The sequence below is a fragment of the Alphaproteobacteria bacterium genome (assembly GCA_004295055.1).
Taxonomy (GTDB): Bacteria; Pseudomonadota; Alphaproteobacteria; order SHNJ01; family SHNJ01; genus SHNJ01.
The window spans coordinates 1-18677 of sequence record SHNJ01000017.1; the positions used below are offsets into that span (position 1 = coordinate 1).

Annotated in this window: 21 protein-coding genes; 11 read left to right on the forward strand and 10 right to left on the reverse strand. The window is 49.8% G+C overall.

Annotation, left to right across the window (positions count from 1 at the left end; translation table 11 throughout):
- Positions 1–735: 735 nt before the first annotated feature.
- Positions 736–1326, reverse strand: a complete 591-nt coding sequence (gene rdgB, locus EYC62_04430; protein ID TAH35278.1) for an RdgB/HAM1 family non-canonical purine NTP pyrophosphatase — start codon at positions 1324–1326, stop codon at positions 736–738.
- A 7-nt stretch (positions 1327–1333) separates the two neighbouring features.
- A complete protein-coding gene (locus tag EYC62_04435; protein TAH35279.1) occupies positions 1334–2047 on the reverse strand; it encodes a ribonuclease PH in 714 nt (237 codons plus the stop codon).
- A 103-nt stretch (positions 2048–2150) separates the two neighbouring features.
- Here EYC62_04435 and EYC62_04440 point away from each other — a divergent pair, with 103 nt between their 5' ends.
- Genes EYC62_04440 through grpE form a run of 5 tightly spaced genes read left to right on the forward strand, consistent with a single transcriptional unit; the run spans position 2151 to position 5429 of the window.
- A complete protein-coding gene (locus tag EYC62_04440) occupies positions 2151–2606 on the forward strand; it encodes a hypothetical protein (protein TAH35280.1) in 456 nt (151 codons plus the stop codon).
- The gene (locus EYC62_04445) at positions 2607–3044 is read left to right on the forward strand and encodes a hypothetical protein (protein TAH35281.1); all 438 of its coding nucleotides are present in this window, start codon (positions 2607–2609) and stop codon (positions 3042–3044) included. It begins immediately after the preceding gene.
- Positions 3045–3085: 41 nt separating this feature from the next.
- Positions 3086–3724 (forward strand): hypothetical protein, encoded by a 639-nt coding sequence (locus EYC62_04450; protein TAH35282.1) that lies wholly within the window; start codon positions 3086–3088, stop codon positions 3722–3724.
- A gap of 39 nt (positions 3725–3763) precedes the next feature.
- Positions 3764–4843 (forward strand): heat-inducible transcriptional repressor HrcA, encoded by a 1080-nt coding sequence (hrcA, locus tag EYC62_04455; protein ID TAH35283.1) that lies wholly within the window; start codon positions 3764–3766, stop codon positions 4841–4843.
- Positions 4830–5429 carry a nucleotide exchange factor GrpE gene (grpE, locus tag EYC62_04460; GenBank protein ID TAH35284.1) on the forward strand — a complete coding sequence of 200 codons (600 nt, stop codon included), beginning with the start codon at positions 4830–4832 and terminating at the stop codon, positions 5427–5429. The genes hrcA and grpE overlap by 14 nt, the downstream gene beginning before the upstream one ends.
- A 320-nt stretch (positions 5430–5749) precedes the next feature.
- Here grpE and EYC62_04465 read toward each other — a convergent pair whose 3' ends face one another.
- Positions 5750–6250: a response regulator transcription factor gene (locus EYC62_04465; GenBank protein TAH35285.1), complete on the reverse strand. Its 501-nt coding sequence runs from the start codon at positions 6248–6250 to the stop codon at positions 5750–5752.
- Positions 6251–6430: 180 nt separating this feature from the next.
- Between EYC62_04465 and dnaK the strand changes: the two genes are divergently transcribed.
- A complete protein-coding gene (gene dnaK, locus EYC62_04470) occupies positions 6431–8359 on the forward strand; it encodes a molecular chaperone DnaK (protein TAH35286.1) in 1929 nt (642 codons plus the stop codon).
- 72 nt (positions 8360–8431) lie between these two features.
- Positions 8432–9562, forward strand: a complete 1131-nt coding sequence (dnaJ, locus tag EYC62_04475) for a molecular chaperone DnaJ (protein TAH35287.1) — start codon at positions 8432–8434, stop codon at positions 9560–9562.
- Between the two features lies 1 nt (position 9563).
- On the opposite strand, the gene EYC62_04480 is transcribed toward dnaJ, so the two are convergent.
- A complete protein-coding gene (locus EYC62_04480; protein TAH35288.1) occupies positions 9564–10175 on the reverse strand; it encodes an RNA polymerase sigma factor in 612 nt (203 codons plus the stop codon).
- 40 nt (positions 10176–10215) lie between these two features.
- Entirely contained in the window at positions 10216–10764 is a 549-nt protein-coding gene (locus tag EYC62_04485; GenBank protein ID TAH35289.1) for a hypothetical protein, read from the reverse strand.
- A gap of 132 nt (positions 10765–10896) precedes the next feature.
- On the opposite strand from EYC62_04485, the gene EYC62_04490 reads away from it, so the two are divergent.
- A complete protein-coding gene (locus tag EYC62_04490) occupies positions 10897–11634 on the forward strand; it encodes a 4-hydroxy-tetrahydrodipicolinate reductase (protein TAH35290.1) in 738 nt (245 codons plus the stop codon).
- A 246-nt stretch (positions 11635–11880) separates the two neighbouring features.
- Entirely contained in the window at positions 11881–12519 is a 639-nt protein-coding gene (nth, locus tag EYC62_04495; GenBank protein ID TAH35374.1) for an endonuclease III, read from the forward strand.
- Between the two features lie 3 nt (positions 12520–12522).
- On the opposite strand, the gene EYC62_04500 is transcribed toward nth, so the two are convergent.
- Positions 12523–12951: a hypothetical protein gene (locus EYC62_04500; GenBank protein TAH35291.1), complete on the reverse strand. Its 429-nt coding sequence runs from the start codon at positions 12949–12951 to the stop codon at positions 12523–12525.
- Positions 12952–13857, reverse strand: a complete 906-nt coding sequence (locus tag EYC62_04505; protein TAH35292.1) for a hypothetical protein — start codon at positions 13855–13857, stop codon at positions 12952–12954.
- 254 nt (positions 13858–14111) lie between these two features.
- On the opposite strand from EYC62_04505, the gene EYC62_04510 reads away from it, so the two are divergent.
- Positions 14112–15104 carry an adenosine kinase gene (locus EYC62_04510; protein TAH35293.1) on the forward strand — a complete coding sequence of 331 codons (993 nt, stop codon included), beginning with the start codon at positions 14112–14114 and terminating at the stop codon, positions 15102–15104.
- Positions 15101–16378, forward strand: a complete 1278-nt coding sequence (locus EYC62_04515; GenBank protein ID TAH35294.1) for an MFS transporter — start codon at positions 15101–15103, stop codon at positions 16376–16378. The genes EYC62_04510 and EYC62_04515 overlap by 4 nt, the downstream gene beginning before the upstream one ends.
- On the opposite strand, the gene phoB is transcribed toward EYC62_04515, so the two are convergent.
- Genes phoB through EYC62_04530 form a run of 3 tightly spaced genes read right to left on the reverse strand, consistent with a single transcriptional unit; the run spans position 16375 to position 18658 of the window.
- Positions 16375–17070 (reverse strand): phosphate regulon transcriptional regulatory protein PhoB, encoded by a 696-nt coding sequence (gene phoB, locus EYC62_04520; GenBank protein ID TAH35295.1) that lies wholly within the window; start codon positions 17068–17070, stop codon positions 16375–16377. The two genes, EYC62_04515 and phoB, sit on opposite strands and share 4 nt — an antisense overlap.
- On the reverse strand, positions 17067–17912 hold the full coding sequence (phoU, locus tag EYC62_04525) for a phosphate signaling complex protein PhoU (GenBank protein ID TAH35296.1): 846 nt from the start codon (positions 17910–17912) through the stop codon (positions 17067–17069). Before phoU ends, phoB begins: the two co-directional genes overlap by 4 nt.
- Positions 17834–18658, reverse strand: a complete 825-nt coding sequence (locus EYC62_04530; GenBank protein TAH35297.1) for a phosphate ABC transporter ATP-binding protein — start codon at positions 18656–18658, stop codon at positions 17834–17836. Before EYC62_04530 ends, phoU begins: the two co-directional genes overlap by 79 nt.
- Positions 18659–18677: the final 19 nt, after the last annotated feature.

Consider the following 18677-nt stretch of genomic DNA (forward strand, 5'->3'; position numbering starts at 1 on the left):
CAAAACAGGAAATGTGGCAGATTTTGGAAGAATATTTTTCCGATGATCATGCGTTGTTTTGCGAAATTGGCAAAATTGGCCCCGCTGGCCGAAGACAACTTTACCGCGACCTGGATCGGAATATCGTTGCTAAGCCTGAAGTAAAGCCCGCGCCTAAAAACGCTGCCGTTTGTAAGCAGGAACCAGATCCGTTGTTTGAACCGCAACCGCATATGGATTCTTTTAGCGATAAAGTAAAAGGAAATTTATGGATCGCAACAGCCGGGATTGTATTTATAAACATGTTGGCGGTGACGTTTGTCAAAGCTTGGAATGATTTACCAGTTTGGAAAACCGGTGCGGAAGCGGCCGCCAGATTTATGTCCACGATTACACCCGTATCCGCATCGATTGTTATCGGCGCGGTCGCAAGTTTTGCGGCAGATGCAATAGATCATTTATTATTGCGTGAAACCGATGGGCGTGCTGGGTTGTTTCCTTGGTCGGCAATGCCTTCTTATCAAGATTATCTTAATGGTAAAACCGCCGCATTGGATCGGTTCAGTTTCCGGCGTTGTTGGAAAGCTGTTTGTATGGGGGCCACTGCTTGTTGGATAGGTACTGCTGTTGCGCCAAAAATTGGACCCACTGTATCGGATCTTTCTTATGGCGCGATGACCACTAATAATAAATTGGCGAGCCCGGCAGAAACTCCCAAATCGCCAGAAAATTTACCAAAGCCGCAATCCAATCATCTTAAGCCGCGGCTTGTTGCGACAGCCACAATAAAAATTGCTCCAGCGCCTTTGCCCGGTGGGAAATCTGATTTTTCAATGCAGGCTGCATTTCGGCAAAGGTTTGATCGTACCCGTCAGGTTTAAACATCGGATCGAATCCAAATCCTTTTTCGCCGCGTACCGGCCAAATCAATTCTCCCCAAACCTCACCGCGAAAATATTTAATCTCGCCACTTGGCAAACATAGCGCCAGTAAACTAACGAAATAGGCGCGACGATCTTTTGATGCGCCCAGTTCGTCGTGCACGCGTTGCATCGCGGTCATCCAGTTGCGCGGCACGCCAGCCCAATCGGCGGTGTAAACGCCGGGCGCGTTATTCAATGAAGGTACGCAAATCCCCGAATCGTCGGCCAGTGACGGTAAGCCGGTCGCCTTCATCCCGGCCAGCGCCTTGATCGCCGCATTTTCTTCGAATGTGGTTCCGGTTTCGGCGGGTTCGATCAGGCGGTAATCGGCCGCCGACAGGATTTCGATTTGCAGCGGCGTCAATAGCGCCTTGAATTCTTGAATTTTGCCGGAGTTATGGGTGGCGAGCAGTAATTTCTTCATAAAAGTCTTAAGCAACGGCCTTGCGTTGCAATTCGATCAATTGTTTGATGCCGTCGCTGGATAATTGCAATAATTTTTGCAGATCGTCCGAGGAAAACGGCGCGCCTTCGGCGGTGCCTTGCACCTCGACAATTTTACCCGATGCGGTCATCACAAAATTCGCATCGACCTCGGCGCCAGAATCTTCGTTATAATCCAAATCCAGCATCGGCGTGCCTTTGATAATGCCGGATGAAATGGCGGCGACTTCCTCGCGGATCGGCCATTTGGAAATAAGGCCGGTTTTTTTCAAACCGTTCAGCGCCAAATATAACGCCACATATCCGCCGGTGATGGATGCGGTACGCGTGCCGCCATCGGCCTGAATCACATCGCAATCAATTTTAATTTGTTTTTCGCCAAGCATGGTCAAATCAATCACCGATCGCAACGCCCGTCCGATCAGCCGTTGAATTTCTTGGGTGCGGCCGGACTGTTTTCCCTTGGCGGCTTCGCGGTCGGTGCGTTCGTTGGTAGCGCGTGGCAACATGCCATATTCGGCGGTCACCCAACCCTTGCCGGTATTGCGTAACCAGGGCGGCACCGATGTATCGATGCTGGCCGTGCAAATCACATGCGTATCGCCAAATTTAACCAGGCATGACCCCTCGGCATGTTTGCTAAATCCCGGAATTAATTCAATTTTTCTAAGCTGGTGGGGCTGGCGGGCGTTATGGCGCATGAAAATCGTTTCTGTTAAATTGACAAAAATAAAGGTCTTATTATAATCTCGCCAAAGCATAGCAAAATAAATAAGCGCTGCAACTTTATTCGCGGAGGGAATTATGGCCCACACTGTACCTACTGCAAAAGCCGATACCGAGGATTCCGGCCACAGCGCTGGATTTTGGTGGGCCTATACCGCCACGGCGGTTGCAGGTTTGGGGGTAATCGCTTTGGCAGGCAATGCGCCTTTTTTGGTTGCCGCCGCTATCTCCGCCGTTATTTTTCCTAAAGCCATGGAATATGGAGGGCTTGCAGGCGAATTAATCGCAGGACTCGCTTATCATGTGGGTGTTGGTTGCGAAGATGACGATGGTGCGCGCGAAGATCATCCCGTTGCCGCAAGAAATGGTAAAATTGCAGGCGGTGTCGCCGCTATTTTGGTGGGTATAAGTGCAGGATTGGTTACCGATCATTTTATCCACCCTAAAACTTCAGTAAATTCAACGCATACTGGTGCTGTGGATGCAACCAGTTTCACTGTGGCGCAAGCCTTGATTAATGCGCGGAGTAAATAAATGAATTCAGCATTAACCGATCCCGTGGATATTGGCCAACCAATCGCAGATTTAGTTGCAGGCGATTTTTCCACCAAAACCTTTGCCTTTATTTGTGCCGCCGCTGTTACCATTCCCTCCGCTATTGGTGGCGCAATTGGCGGATGGTCTTGGGCCGCAGGAACAGCGGCTACAATCGTGGTGGCTCCTATTTGTATTGTTGTCGGTGTTATTGCCGGAAGCGCGGCTTCTAGTATTGGCGAAAAACCGGAAGTCTTGTCCTGCAATGACATTGCGGACAACAGAACGGCGCTGTTTGCCGTCAGCGGCGCGGCTATCGGCGCATTCGTTGCGGTTGCGCTGGGCTTGGCCGTTGGAATAGGTGTCGATAGATTAATGCATAAAAATAATCCGCCGCCGGCAAATATTACTATATTAGACCACTCTTATCACCGCTAATTATTCGGTTGGCCTTGTTTGCCAATTAACAGCGTTGGGACATGAATAACGATACAACTTTTAAAACCGTAGAAATTTTCAATAACGGAAACAGCAGTGTGTGCGTCGATTCCAGCGCCACGGCCGGAAGAATTGGCGTCATGCGCGCCATGATGTTTTTGAATTCGGGCCTTTGGCGCGGCTTTAAATACGGCCTTGCCTGCGTGGCAACTTCTATGGCCGCATGGATACCGGTTATGGGCGCGTATTTCGCAGGCGCGCTGAATATGGGATCCATGCAAAAACTGATGACTGCATGTTCCAAGATTGGATTTGGGGCCGCGCATGCCGGCGCCGCAACGTTGATTGCGTATAATATTTTTTATGCCGTATTGTCGCTGTGCGCCGGTCGCCCCGCAAGCTCTTTTCCCGTTCGCATGGCGGACAATGCCGGTGACAATGGCAAGGCGCCGGATCGGGTGCATGTATCAAAATTAATATTGGCAACCGCCAGCGTTTGGGGCGCGGCGGTTTTCTATGCGCCGCCCAGATTGCCATTCCGGCCGTTGCCGCCATTGCGCGAATATCGGCAACCCTTTAGTCCGCCGGGCCCTAACGACCGCTATGGGATTGGCGCGCCGCCTTTAAGCGCGGCTGTTTATAAAACGCTGGAAACAGGCCGCGCCAATGGCCGGGTATAAGACCTTGCATTAAATAACGGCGATTTCTATATTCTTTTCATGATTCCGGAACTTACCGAACGTACCCGCGATATATTCCGCCGCATCGTCGATCTGCATTTGCAGACTGGCGAGCCCGTCGGATCGTCCGCGATTGCCGGGTTGCCGGGGATGAATTTGTCGCCAGCTTCGATCCGCAATGTAATGGCGGATTTGGAAAAATCGGGGTTATTGTACGCGCCGCATAAATCGGCTGGGCGGCTGCCGACCGAAATTGGATTAAAACATTACGTCAACGGTATTCTGGAAATCGGCAATTTATCGGTCGATGAACAAACCCGCATCAAAATCCAGTGCCAAAGCAGGGGCAAAAGCCTGCAACAAATGCTGACCGACGCAACCTCGGCTTTGTCCGGCTTGTCGCGTTGCGCCGGGATCGTGGCCGTGCCGAAGGGCGACAGTTTGTTAAAGCATATTGAATTTGTCACTTTGGCGCCGGGCAGGGCATTGGTGGTGCTGGTGTTTGAAAATGGCCAAATTGAGAACCGGATGATTGATTTGCCGCTTGGCCTGCCGCCATCATCCCTGATCGAAGCCGGAAATTATCTCAGTTATCATTTGGTCGGAAAAACGGTCGAAGATGCGCGGCATTTGTTGCGCGAAGAAATGCGCGCTTACAAAGCCGAACTCGATCAATTGACCGCAAAAGTGGTCGAGGCCGGCCTTGTCAGCTATATCAACCCGATGACCGCCGGCGATCAGGTGTTGGTGGTGCGCGGCCAGGCCAATTTGCTGGATCAAGTGACCGAGGTCGAAGATCTCGCCAAAATACGCCATTTAATGCAGGTATTGGAATCGCGCGATGCGTACATTAAATTATTGGATGCAGCCGCGGGGGCCGATGGCATGCAAATATTCATCGGGGCGGATAATGAATTATTCTCCCTGTCGGGTTGTTCCTTGATCGCCGCGCCATTTCGCGATCAAAACCGCAAAGTGATTGGCACGATCGGCATTATTGGCCCAACCCGGATGAATTATGGCCGTATAATTCCAATGGTGGACTATACCGCCAAGGTAATTTCGAATATGTTAGAACAAAATTCCGCCGAGCAAGAGGTAAAACATGCAAAAATCTGATGCTGTAAAGAAAAACGAAAATGCAGCCGAAAACGAAGAAACGCCAAACAACATTTCGGAATTAAAGCCGGAAATGGGCGATACGCAAAAATTGCAGGGCGAAATCAGCGCGCTGAAAGATCAATTGTTGCGCCAGATGGCGGAATCGGAAAATGCGCGCAAACGTTTGGAAAAAGACAAAGAAGACGGAATGAAATATGCGGCGGCGAATTTTGCCCGCGATTTGTTGAACGTATCGGACAATCTTCGCCGCACGTTGGATGCCGCGCAAAAAGAAGACGCGGCCAATCCGGCGATCAAGAATATGATCACCGGCGTTGAATTGACGGAAAAAGAATTGCTGAGCGCCTTTGAAAAACACGGCGTCAAAAAAATCGATCCCAAAATTGGCGAGACATTCGATTACAATAAACATCAGGCCATGTTCGAAGTGGAATCCGCCGACAAGCCGGCCGGCATCATCATGCAGGTTTTGCAAGCCGGCTACATGATTCATGACCGCCTGCTGCGTCCGGCATTGGTCGGTGTTTCTAAATCCGCCGGAACTCCGCCAGCAGATATGCCAAAAGTGGATGTGCAGGCGTAATTACCGCGCCAGCCCCGCCAGGCGCAGCCATTCTATTATAAAATCGGCATAAGACGGCAGCGGTCTTGCTTCGCATCGCTGCGGTTTTTGCCGCGACAATTGCAAACTGATACCGCGCAATTGATTGACCAATTCCGGATGGGACTGCCAGGTAACCGGATGCCATTACCCGGTCGCATCTTCGCATTCCACGCGCAACGCATGCGCAGATCCGTGAAAACTCGCCAGCTTTTAATTAAATCGCCGACGTTAAAACCTTCGAACAATCGGTCCGGTTTTCCCGGCGCGATTTGCACTACGCGGAATGCCATGATTGAAACTTAAGCCGCTCTGCAATATGTCAGCACGTGCCGAATAAGCTCAGGCGCCGCTTTGGCTGCTAAATCTATTTTGGTGTAAAATTCAATATTGCGGCTATTCATATCGATCCCCAATTTTTCGAAGGCGGATTTCAATATCGAAGCATGCTTCGATCCCGGTTCAAAAAATGACCCGCGATTGGATAGAATCAATAAGCCCATTTTTTTGTCTTTTAAGCGCTGATGAAAATCGCGCAGTAAAATCAAGGAATTTGCTCTGGCCAGTTCACGCTCTTGCGCTTCGCTCAACAAATCTTCTGACGGCATGGTTAAATCCAGAATCGCGAAATCAAAGGGTTGACCGCTGCTCAATGCCTGATGCGCGGCGCGCAAACCATCGTAATAAAAAACTTCCGCCCCGGCATTCGCCAGCCAGTCACGATAAGGCCGCGCGGCGGCAATTTCGTCATCGATAAAAGCGATTTTGACGCCTTGCAGCGGTTTCGCTGTATTTTTATTCATCACAGAACTCCCTTGTAATTATATTTCCTTTACAGACATATTTATGGCAGATCGCATAAAAATGTCAATTTTATCCCTGGTCTTTCCTTGAATCGCAAAATCACCTTTCCTATATGCATAAAAGAACCTATACAGATTTAACTAAATAATTGAAAAGTTGAGAGATTATAAGGAGTTATTATGGCACGCGTTATCGGAATCGATTTAGGCACCACCAATTCTTGCGTCGCGGTGATGGAAGGCAAAACGCCAAAAGTCATCATCAACGTCGAGGGCGCGAACACCACCCCATCGCAAGTCGCATTTCTGGAGTCAGGCGAACGGTTGGTTGGGCAATCCGCAAAACGCCAAGCCGTGACCAATCCCGACAATACTTTTTACGCCGTCAAGCGTTTGATTGGCCGCAAATACGACGATCCAATCGTCAAAAAAGATTTATCTATGGTGCCATATAAAATCGTCAAAGGCGATAATGGCGACGCATGGACGGAATCGCGCGGCAAAAAATACGCGCCGGAACAAATTTCCGGATTCATTTTGCAAAAAATGAAAGAAACCGCCGAAGCTTATTTGGGCGAAAAAGTTACTGAAGCGGTCATTACCGTTCCCGCTTATTTCAACGACGCGCAACGCCAAGCGACGCGCGATGCCGGCAAAATCGCTGGCCTAGAAGTTTTGCGTATCATCAACGAACCGACCGCCGCGGCGCTGGCTTATGGCATGGAGAAAAAAGCCACGGGCACGATCGCCGTGTACGATTTGGGCGGCGGTACGTTCGACGTATCGATTCTTGAAATCGGCGATGGCGTATTCGAAGTCAAGGCAACCAACGGCGACACGTTCCTTGGCGGCGAAGATTTCGACAAACGCATCATCGACTTTCTGGCCGATCAATTCAAAAAAGATCAAACGGTGGATTTGCGCAACGACAAATTGGCATTACAGCGTTTGAAAGAAGCGGCGGAAAAAGCCAAAATCGAGCTGTCGTCATCGACCGAAACCGAAATCAATTTGCCGTACATCACGGCCGATGCGTCGGGTCCAAAACACTTAACATTGAAGCTGACCCGCGCGAAATTGGAATCCTTGGTCGAAGATTTGATCGAATCGACCATGGAACCATGCCGCAAAGCGTTGAAAGACGCTGGCGTTACCCCGTCCGATATCAACGAAGTGATTCTGGTCGGCGGTCAAACCCGTATGCCGCGCGTTGTCGAAGCCGTGAAAAAATTATTCGGCAAAGAACCGCATCGCGGCGTGAATCCGGATGAAGTCGTTGCCGTCGGTGCCGCCATTCAGGCCGCCGTATTAAAAGGCGATGTCAAAGACGTATTGTTGCTGGATGTTACCCCATTGTCGCTCGGTATCGAAACGCTGGGCGGCGTGTTTACGCGTTTGATTGAACGCAACACCACGATCCCAACCAAGAAATCGCAAGTGTTCAGCACGGCCGAAGATAATCAAACCGCGGTAACCATCCGTGTGTTCCAGGGCGAACGCGAAATGGCGGCGGACAATAAATTGCTCGGCCAGTTTGACTTGATGGGCATTCCGCCTGCGCCGCGCGGCGTTCCGCAAATCGAAGTCACCTTCGACATTGACGCCAACGGTATCGTCAGCGTGTCGGCAAAAGACAAAGCCACCGGCAAGGAGCAGCAAATCCGTATCCAGGCCACCGGCGGTTTGTCGGATGCGGATATTAAGAAAATGGTCGATGACGCCAAAGAACATGAAGCGGAAGACAAAAAACGCCGCGCCTTGGCCGAAGCGCGCAACCAGGCCGAAGCCTTGATCAACAGTTCGGAAAAATCGCTGAAAGATTTTGGCGATAAAGTATCGGCGGATGAAAAGCGCGCCATCGAAGACGCGATTGCCGATCTGAAATCGGTCAAGGATGGCGAAGATGCCGCCGCGATTCAACAACGCGCCGAAAAATTGGCGCAAGCGTCCATGAAACTGGGCGAAGCCATGTATAAGGCGCAGCAAACCGCCGAAGGATCGCCAACGGGCGATGCTGGCGCGGCTGGCGGCGCGGATGCAAGCAAACCGGACGGCGCCGAAAAAGTCGTCGATGCGGAATTTTCGGAAGTAAAAGAAGATAAGCAGTAATCAGTAGGCCGTAGACAGTAGACCGATAAGGTTTTTGTTTGCGGTCTACCGTCTATCGTATACGGTCTACGAATGTCCAAAATCGATTATTACCAGCTTCTCGAAATTGAACGCACCGCCGACGGTGCCTCGATCAAAGCCGCGTTTCGTAAAAAGGCGATGGATTGCCATCCCGACCGTCATCCCGGCGACAAAGAAGCCGAAGCCAAATTCAAACAATTAAACGAAGCCTATCAAGTTCTGTCCGACGATCAAAAACGCGCGGCTTATGATCGGTATGGCCATTCCGCCTTTGAACAAGGTGGATTTGGCGGTGCGGACGGATTCGGCGATTTCTCTTTCACATCGTCCTTTGCCGATATTTTCGAAGAAATGTTCGGCGATTTCATGGGTGGCCGCCAACGCGGTTCCACCGGCCGCGGCGCCGATTTGCGGTACAATATGGAACTTAGTTTAGAAGATGCGTTCCATGGCAAGGATACGCAAATTCGCGTTCCAGGTTCCGCCACTTGCAACGATTGCAACGGATCGGGTTCGGCCGATGGTTCCGCGCCGGCGGCTTGTAATTATTGCCACGGCAGCGGCAAAATAAGATCCAATCAAGGATTCTTTATGGTGGAACGCACCTGCACCGCCTGTAACGGTCAGGGCCAAGTGATCGCCAAACCATGTAAAACTTGTTCCGGCGCCGGGCGCGTGCGCAAAGAAAAAACTTTGGCGGTCAATATTCCCGCCGGCGTCGAAGATGGTACGCGTATTCGTCTTGCCGGCGAGGGCGAACCCGGCATGCGTGGCGGCAATGCCGGTGATTTATACATTTTTCTTGCCGTGCAACCGCACCGTTTTTTCAAACGCGATGGCGCGAATTTATTCGCCTCGATTCCAATTCCCATGACCACGGCGGCCTTGGGCGGACAGGTGGAAATTCCGACCATCGATGGCAAGATGCAGAAACTATCCATTCCCGCCGGCGCGCAATTCGGCCAGCAATTCCGGTTAAAGGGCCAAGGCATGAATATCATGCGCGCCAAATCGCGCGGCGATATGTTCGTCGATTTGCGCATTGAAACCCCAGTGCATTTGAATAAAAAGCAGCAGCAATTATTGAAAGAATTGCAAGACTCGCTGGGCGATAAATCGACACCGGAATCCAGCGGGTTTTTTGATAAAATCAAAGATTTTATGGATCAAGACAGTAATTAATTTATCGCGCATCCCGAGTTATAGGATGAAAGCGCACTTGTTTCGGGTCGCCTTCTATTTTTCCCCGCACTTTGTTTTTACCACGATTTGCCCAATTATTAACCGTACTGACAGTAACGTCTAAGGCTGCCGCAGCTTGTTTGTAGCTATAGTTATATCCGTGAATTAAAAGTAATGCATCCTGTTCTTCAGGCGATAGACTCTCAATATAGGCTAAGGTCTTGTCTGCGAGGGGGCTGCCACCTTTTGTATCGGATTTGCCCAAAAAGCGTCTATGCTTGAATGTTTTTTCTGTATATTTTTTGTTTCTCGTATGTTGCTTGCGTTGTTTTGAAATCAGGTGTCTTGCAACGGCATAAAACCAAGATAATATACCACTGGTATCTAGTTCTTTAGCTTTACATTGAAAGCGCACCCAGCATTCTTGAGCAAGATCATCCGCCCCTATTTGTCCATTTGTCCCAGCATGCTTTTTGACAACGCGAGCAATCCGAATAATATGCGGCCATAATCCTTGGGCAATGGCATTAAAATCTGGTTTTAATACATTTAATGCAGCTTTTAGCCTCTGCGGAACTTCGTCCTCTGGCCATCTTGATGATGCCATACCCATTATTTCCTCAAGATTAAAGCCTGGTATAGCCTGTAATTAGCTATTTTTGCTGACCGTGCGTGCGCCATGCTTCCATTACAACCAAAGAAATAGTAGCTGCTCCAGCAGTAGACGCAAATTTAGCGGCACCACCACTAGTAGTAGTCTCCAATCTTTTTAATGCAGCCATGATCAAAAGAATATCTTCGTAAACATTTGCGACTGCTCCCGCATTCTCAAATTTCCCATGTTTTGCGGCGGCCATTAGTGAATCACGGGTAAACTCCAATTGATCGCGCGAATAGCCACAATATTTAAGGCCTTTTTTCACAGCGGCAGTAAAAACTTCCCAATTTGTATTGGAACTTGCTTCAGAAAATTCGGATTCTGGCTTTTTGCCCACCAATAATTTTTCATCTTTATCAGCGGTTACGGCTCCATAGGCAATAGCATAAGCAGCAAAGGCGCTAAGCAAATTTTTCCCCTGGGCATGATTCAATGCGTCTAAAATATCGGCAACAGTCGCTGCTTCCATAGTGGCCGCCAGCTTTTTATACTCGGCGGCATCGATCATTTGAATTAATGGTTTTGTATCGGCTGGTGCAGACATCGGAACTCCTTTTGATTGACCAATACTTTAAGAATATATTTCCTATTAATCAACAAATATATTTTTAACGGATAATTATATTGTCGCCATTAATCCATTGTTTTTTCTGCCCATTCCCAGCTATAGGAAGATATGAAACCAATTTCCATCTGTGTGATTGGCCCGAATGGGCGTATGGGCAAGCAAATTATCGCGGCCGTGCAAAGCGACGCGCGGTTTGCATTGGCCGGAACTTTGTCACGCGCCAGTCTTGCCAATGATAAGCAAAATATATCCAAATCCGATTTGGTGATTGAATTTACCCGAGCGGAATCGACTGGCGATTGGGCGAAACTATGCGCCGAATATAAAAAACCACTCGTGTCCGGCACTACCGGATTAAGTGATGCGCAATTTACGAGCTTGAGAGAAGTCGCGAAAACGATTCCAATTTTTCACGCTAATAATATGAGTAAGGGCGTATTCGTCGCCCAGCAACTGGTCGCGCAAGCATCCAGATTATTGGGCGCGGGTTATGCGGTGGAAATTATTGAAACCCATCATGCCAAAAAAGTCGATGCGCCATCGGGCACCGCGCTGAATTTGGCCAAGGCGGCGGCGGATGCGCGTGGCCTCGATAAAAGTAAATATATTTATGGACGCGAAGGGCAAACTGGCGCGCGGCCAGCCGATCAAATCGCCATTCACGCGCTGCGCGGCGGCGATGTCATTGGCGAACATCATGTGCATTTTCTGGGATCGTACGAACGGCTGGAAATTACGCACCGCGCCTTGAATCGCGAATTGTTCGCGCGCGGTGCGCTGGATGCGGCTCATTGGCTTTTGAAACAAAAACCAAGCCTGTATGGCATGGCCGACTTATTGGCTTAACTATCGCCTTTGTTCCGCCATTTGTCTTTGCCGTAACAACATCAGTCTTACAACTTCGTCTCTAGACATATTCACCTTCCATGCTCTATATAATGTTAATATAATATTATTACTATTTATTAATTATAATATATATAATATTACAATTAATGTCAAGTTACATTTATATTAATTTCAATATACGGGTTATGGACGATAGGATATGAGTGGTTTATGCCACCTGTAAAAAAAGCCAAACAGCGCCTGATGAGCTCCGCAGAAATCGAACAATTTTTTTCGATTTTACAGGCGGCGAATCCGGAACCTAAGACAGAATTGGAATATAAAAATCCATTTACGCTGTTGGTGGCGGTGGTGTTATCGGCGCAAGCAACCGATGCCAGCGTCAACAAAGCCACCAAAGATTTATTTAAAAAAATCGATAGCCCACAAAAAATGTTGGTGCTGGGCGAGGCGGGTTTGAAAAATTATGTCAAAACCATCGGTCTTTATAATGCCAAGGCAAAAAATATTATCGCGCTGTCGAAGATTCTGATCGATGAATTCGGCGGCGAAGTTCCGCGCACGCGCGAAGAATTGGAAAAATTGCCGGGCGTTGGGCGCAAAACCGCCAATGTGGTTTTGAATGTGGTGTTTGGTCAGGCGACCCTAGCGGTCGACACGCATATATTCCGCGTATCGAATCGTACCGGCCTGGCGCCGGGAAAAAATCCGCTGGAAGTGGAATTGAATTTGGAAAAACGCGTTCCGGAAAAATTCAAACGTCACGCGCATCATTGGATCATTCTGCATGGGCGCTATATTTGCAAGGCGCGCCGGCCGGAATGTTTCCGTTGCCCGGTTGTAAAACAATGTCAGTATCCGGATAGAATTCTAGAAAATTGATTATCATCTGCGCCGGGATCGAAAAAGTGAAGATATTTCAAATCGAGTAGCTTGATCAGGTGCCGGTGTTCTTGATTTTGGTTCTGACACAATAGTTTTGATTTCATCGCCTTCTATAAATTCTCGTATTCTTTGCATCACCATTTCCGGCCGCATATTCCGTTCGATCTGCTCAAGCCGTTCTTGACGGCGCATAATCATCGCAGCCGCAAACCATGTTGCCGGGGCCGATAAAAATCCCATGACTGCAATATCGAACATAAGCGGAATTTTGAACGCGCTACCAACGGCAATTCCAACAATCGGCACAGCAAATAAACTCAATCCGCAAGTTATCGCAAGCGCCGTGCCGATTTTTTGTAAACGGGCAATGCGCTTACACAACCGTTCCCGGGCGTGGGTAAGTGTGTCAGTAAGGGATCCGGAGTTCAATTAGAACCCGCCGGAAGATGTGCCATACAGGCCGCCTTGGCCTTGATATCCGCCGCCACGTTGCTGATTATTATTGGCGCGGGTTTGATTGGCTGGTTGCGTTGGCGCTGCGGCGCGCGGCGTGGCCGACAAAGACTGTAAATCGCCGTTAATTTCGCCGCCGGCATCCACTTGGATCGTGCCATAACGCACCGATCCGGTGATTTTACCGCCTGGCATCACATGCAAGCGGTTGCGCACGGTTAAATTGCCTTCAAAATTTCCGGCCACCATGGCGTTATCGATTTCGGCATTGCCTTTGAACGTGCCGGATGGCGCGATTTCAATTTGTTTGCAATCCTTCAGGGCCGCTTGAACGTGGCCTTCGACCACCAGGATATCGCAAGTGGTGATTTCGCCATTCAGCGAAATATCGGGACCGACCACCAAGCGGCGGCCTTCGCCGCCTTGTTGTTGTCTCGTTTCCAAACGCGTTGGTTGCGGCGCCGGTGCGGCTGGCGCGGGGTTTGCGGCATAAATCGGCGCGGCCGGTTGTTGCTGCGCGGCCGGTGCAAAATTTGGCGCGTTATTTTGCGGATTGGCATATCCAGCATTGAAAATATTTGGTGCCGGCTGATGGCTGGCTTGGCCGTTGGCGGCTGGGGCTGCATTCATCGGAGAATTCTGGAATGTGGGATTGGCTTGGGTCATCGAAGAAACCTCTGCTTTTGCTGGAGTGGGGGAGGGATTAGCCGGTACGGCCTTTACAACAGGGGCTGGTTGCGGTCGATTGCCATTTGTATCTGCTTGCGCGGTTGGATTCGCGCCGCCAATGGTGATCGGCGTGGTTTTGGCCAGACTGGCCAAAGCCTCTTCTTGCAGGTAATTGCCTTGTTCTCCCAAAAGGTCTTGCCTTTTTAAGATCATATAATCGTTCCCATAGCAAAATTATGGTTCCAAAATTTGATATTCATCAAATTTAATAGCAATTGTCCCGTGCAACCAAAACTGTCGTCCTGGCCTTACCCTGTTCTATTTATAATTGGGGGTAATTATGCCTGAAAAAGATACGATAGTAAATTAAAAAAATTGGGGGATAGTTTGTGCTTATGCCTTGGGGAAAACATATCTGCCCCTATAATAAGCCGTTAATTTCATCAATAGATCCAAAGAGTTACTATATGTCATCCCCTTATGATTTACTCGGTATCGGCAACGCGATTGTCGATGTCCTGGCCTCGATCGACGAGCAATTTATTAGCAAACATAACATGCGTAAGGGGGCGATGACCCTGGTCAGCCAGGAAGAGGCGGAACGCATATACAAGGCCTTACCGTCCCCCAAAACCGTTGCTGGTGGCGCGGTTGCGAATAGTTGCGTTGGCGCAGCGATGCTCGGCAGCCGCGTGGCCTATATCGGCAAGGTTAAAGAAGACGATGTGGGAAATATTTTTGCAAACGACATGCAGTCGTTGGGCGTACATTTCAAAACCGCCAAAACCGGGGCAGGGCCCAGCACGGCGCGGTCGATGATATGCGTGACGCCGGACGGACAGCGCACCATGAACACATTTCTGGGCGCTTGCACCGGAATCGAAAAATCCGATATCGACGAACATTTGCTGGCCAAATCCAAAATATTTTTTATCGAAGGATATTTGTGGGATGTCGCCAGCGTGCGTCCGCATTTGCAATTGGCGGCGGGATTAAGCCACGCGGGCGGAAACCGCGTTGCATTGACATTGTCCGATGCGTGGTTGGTGGATAGGTATAGGGATGAAATCCGCCGGTTTGTACACGATCATGTCGATATTTTATTCGCCAATGAATCGGAAATAATTTCATTCTACCAAACCGGCGATTTGGATGAAGCGATTTCCCACATGCGCCGTGATTGCAATCTGGGCGTTATCACCCGAAGCGATCAAGGATCATTGGTGGTGGACCGGAATAACACTATCCCGATCGCCGCTGAAAAAGTGAATGTGGTCGACACGACCGGGGCCGGCGATTTATACGCCGGCGGATTTTTGTTCGGCCTTGCCGCCGGATATCCGCTGGAACGTTGCGGCCACATAGCGGCTATTTGCGCCGGTGAAATCATCTCGCATATTGGCGCACGTCCGCAAGCGGATTTGCAAAAACTGGTTCAATCGAAATTGGCGCTAGTATGATCAATAGCAAGGCGCTGCAATTTTACCGCGACCGCAATCTGATCGTTATTTTTTATCTGGGTCTTGCCAGCGGCTTGCCGTTGTTGCTGACGCTTTCCACCTTGTCGGCCTGGTTGACTGAAACCGGCGTTAATATTAAAACCATCGGTTTGTTTGCGCTGGTTGGGCTGCCGTACAGTTTAAAATTTCTGTGGGCGCCGCTGAAAGATTCTATTTCCATTCCCGTGCTATCGCGCTTATTGGGCCATCGGCTTAGCTGGCTGTTTGTCACGCAAATATTGCTGGCTGCAAGCGCTTATGCGCTTAGTTCAATGGATCCGCAGACTCAATTATGGGATATGGCGCTGGTTTGCTTAATGCTGGCGTTTTTTTCCGCCAGCCAGGATATCGTGTCCGACGCATACCGGATCGAATTGCAGGAACGCGCGCACGTCATGGGTGCTGGCGCGGCGGTGCATGCGGTGGGATACCGCCTTGGCATGTTGATTGCGGGTGCTGGCGCGCTATATCTCGCCGATCCTTCGATTTACGGGTATAGCTGGAATTACGTTTACAAAATAATGGCCGTTTTGATGCTGGCGTTGTCCTTTATTTGCTGGCTTTGTCCTAAATCACGCACGGATTTGGCGCGCGAAGGCAAATTGCAAGTAAGCCTGCGCCAAAGCGTGATCGAGCCGTTGCTGGATTTTTCCCGCCGGTCGCATTGGATTTGGATCGCCGCTTTTATTTTATTATTCAAACTGGGTGACGCTTTGGCAACCTCGCTCGCAACCCCATTTTACTTGGAATTGCAGTTTACCAAGGTTGAAATCGCCAATATCACTAAAATCTTCGGGCCCATCGCGTTTCTGATCGGCGGCTTTGCGGGCGGCGAAATGGTGCGGCGGATCGGCATGATGCGCAGCCTTTGGATTGGCGGCATTCTGCAATTATTGTCGAATTTTCTATTTTCAGTGCAGGCGATGGTCGGGCACGATTTATGGATGCTAACTGCGACCATCGGCGTTGAAAATTTCACCAGCGGAATCGGCGGCGTGGCATTTGTCGCCTATTTATCGGCCTTGTGCAATTTGCAATATACCGCGTCCCAATACGCGATTCTGACGTCGTTAATGGCGCTGGGGCGGACGGTGTTGTCGTCCGGCAGCGGCTATATGGTCGCCAGTATTGGTTGGGTTTGGTTTTTCGTGGCAACCGCGGCGGCTGCCGTTCCGGGCCTTGCGATCTTATATTATTTGATGAAACAACTGCCGCCGAAAGAGCAGATTAATTAAGCCACTTCGTTCTGATCCAGCGAATATCCCGCCGAACGGACGGTGCGGATAATATCGTCGCACCCTTCGATATTGATCGCTTTGCGCAGGCGGCGGATATGCACGTCCACGGTGCGCGCCTCGACATAGACATTTTGCCCCCACACGGCATCCAGCAATTGTTCGCGGCTGAATACGCGCTGCGGGTTTTCCAGGAAATGGCGCAATAAACGGAATTCGGTTGGGCCCAAATGAATATCGCGCCCGGCGCGCTTGACGCGGAAGGTGGTCGTATCCAGCACGATATCGCCGAATGTTAAAACATCAGCTTCGCTGTTCGGATTGCTCCGGCGCATAACGGCGCGAATACGTGCGCTGACCTCGGCGGGGGAAAATGGCTTGGTAATATAATCGTCGGCGCCGGAATTGAGGCCGCGCAACTTATCGGCCTCCTCGCCCTTGGCGGTAATCATGATAATCGGCACGTTGCGGAAATCGTTTTCGCGGCGCAATTGACGGCACACTTCGATCCCAGGAATCAATGGCAGCATCCAATCCAGCAAAATTAAATCCGGCTTGCTTTCTTTCACCTGGATCAAGGCTTCTTCGCCGTCATGGGCCAAGGTAACGTTGAATCCCTCTTGTTCCAGATTGTATTTCAGCAAAGTGGCAATGGCGACATCGTCTTCGACGACTAAAATGGACTGTTTCATGATATTTTCTTAATAGTTGAATTGGGACTATTGGTATTGACGTTGGCGGGAAGATCAAGACCCGGTTGATTATAAGGCGCGTAATGGCTGGTATCTTCATAATATGGACGCTGTTCCTCCAACCGCTGGCCGGTAACCCAAAAATGCACCACTTCGGCGATATTGCCGATATGATCGCCAATACGTTCCAGATTTCTGGATATGAACAATAAATGCGTTCCGTCCCCCACATCCATCGGCCGCGCTGTGGTGGTTTGAACAATGTCGGTGAAAATCGTATTGTAAAATTCGTCGATGGCCGCATCCTTGCGCCACACCTGCACGGCCAGTTCGAAATCCTTGTTGCTGATGGTATTTAAAACCTCGGACAGGGATTTTTTTACCGCGGCGCCCATGCGGGAAATTGCACCACGGATATTCTGCAACTTGTCGTGGTCCAAAACCGATGATCGTATGGCTATATTCTTGGAATAATCGCCTATGCGTTCCAAGTGCAGGCTGATTTTCATTGTTGAAAATACGGCGCGCAAATCGTCCGCCACCGGACTGTATTTCGTTACATACTGAAAACATAAATCGTTTATGGTGCGGTCCAACTGATCCACGCGATGATCCGCGGCATCAACCTTTTGCACCAATTCCGGATTGTTGCGGGTAAATATTTCCATTGCGGTGGACAATTGCAGTTCCGCATTGCCACCCATTTCCGCAAGCAGTTTAAAAATAGATTCCTGTTCCTGGAAATGATTGTGCATGACGAGTCTTATCCGAATCGGCCGGTGATATACCCTTGGGTGCGTTGGTCGCGGGGCGCGTTGAATATTTGCGTGGTATCGCCGCATTCGACGATTTCGCCCATATGAAAGAATGCGGTGCGTTGCGAAACGCGCGCGGCTTGCTGCATCGAATGGGTTACGATAACGATCGCATAATTTTCACGGATATCGGCAATCAATTCCTCGATTCTCGCGGTGGCAATAGGATCAAGCGCCGAACAAGGCTCGTCCATCAGAATCACTTCCGGGTCGATCGCAATGGCGCGCGCAATGCACAAACGCTGTTGCTGGCCGCCGGATAAATTGGTGCCGCCGTCGTGCAACCGATCCTTGACTTCTTTCCACAAACCGGCGCGAATCAAGCTTTGTTCGACAATATAAAACAATTCGTCTTTATCCTGGGTCAGGCCATGAATACGCGGACCATAGGCGACGTTGTCGAAAATAGATTTCGGAAATGGGTTCGGTTTTTGGAACACCATGCCGACGCGGCCGCGCAATTGCGTTACGTCGACCGATTCGGCGTAAATATTGATGCCGTCCAAATAAATTTCACCGCTGACTTCGCAGCCTTCGATCAAATCGTTCATCCGGTTCATGCAGCGCAAAAAACTGGATTTGCCGCAACCGGATGGACCGATCAGGGCGGTAACTTCCTTGTTGCGAATATCCAGGCTGACGCCATTTAGGGCCAGTTTGGCGCCGTTGCCATAGGTAACGCGTAAATCCTTAACCGCGATTTTGGTTTCGCGCGGTTCGGAAACCGGCAAAGTGTATATGTTGTTGTTGGTAATTCTAACGACGTTTTCCATCCGCACTCCAATCTTTCAT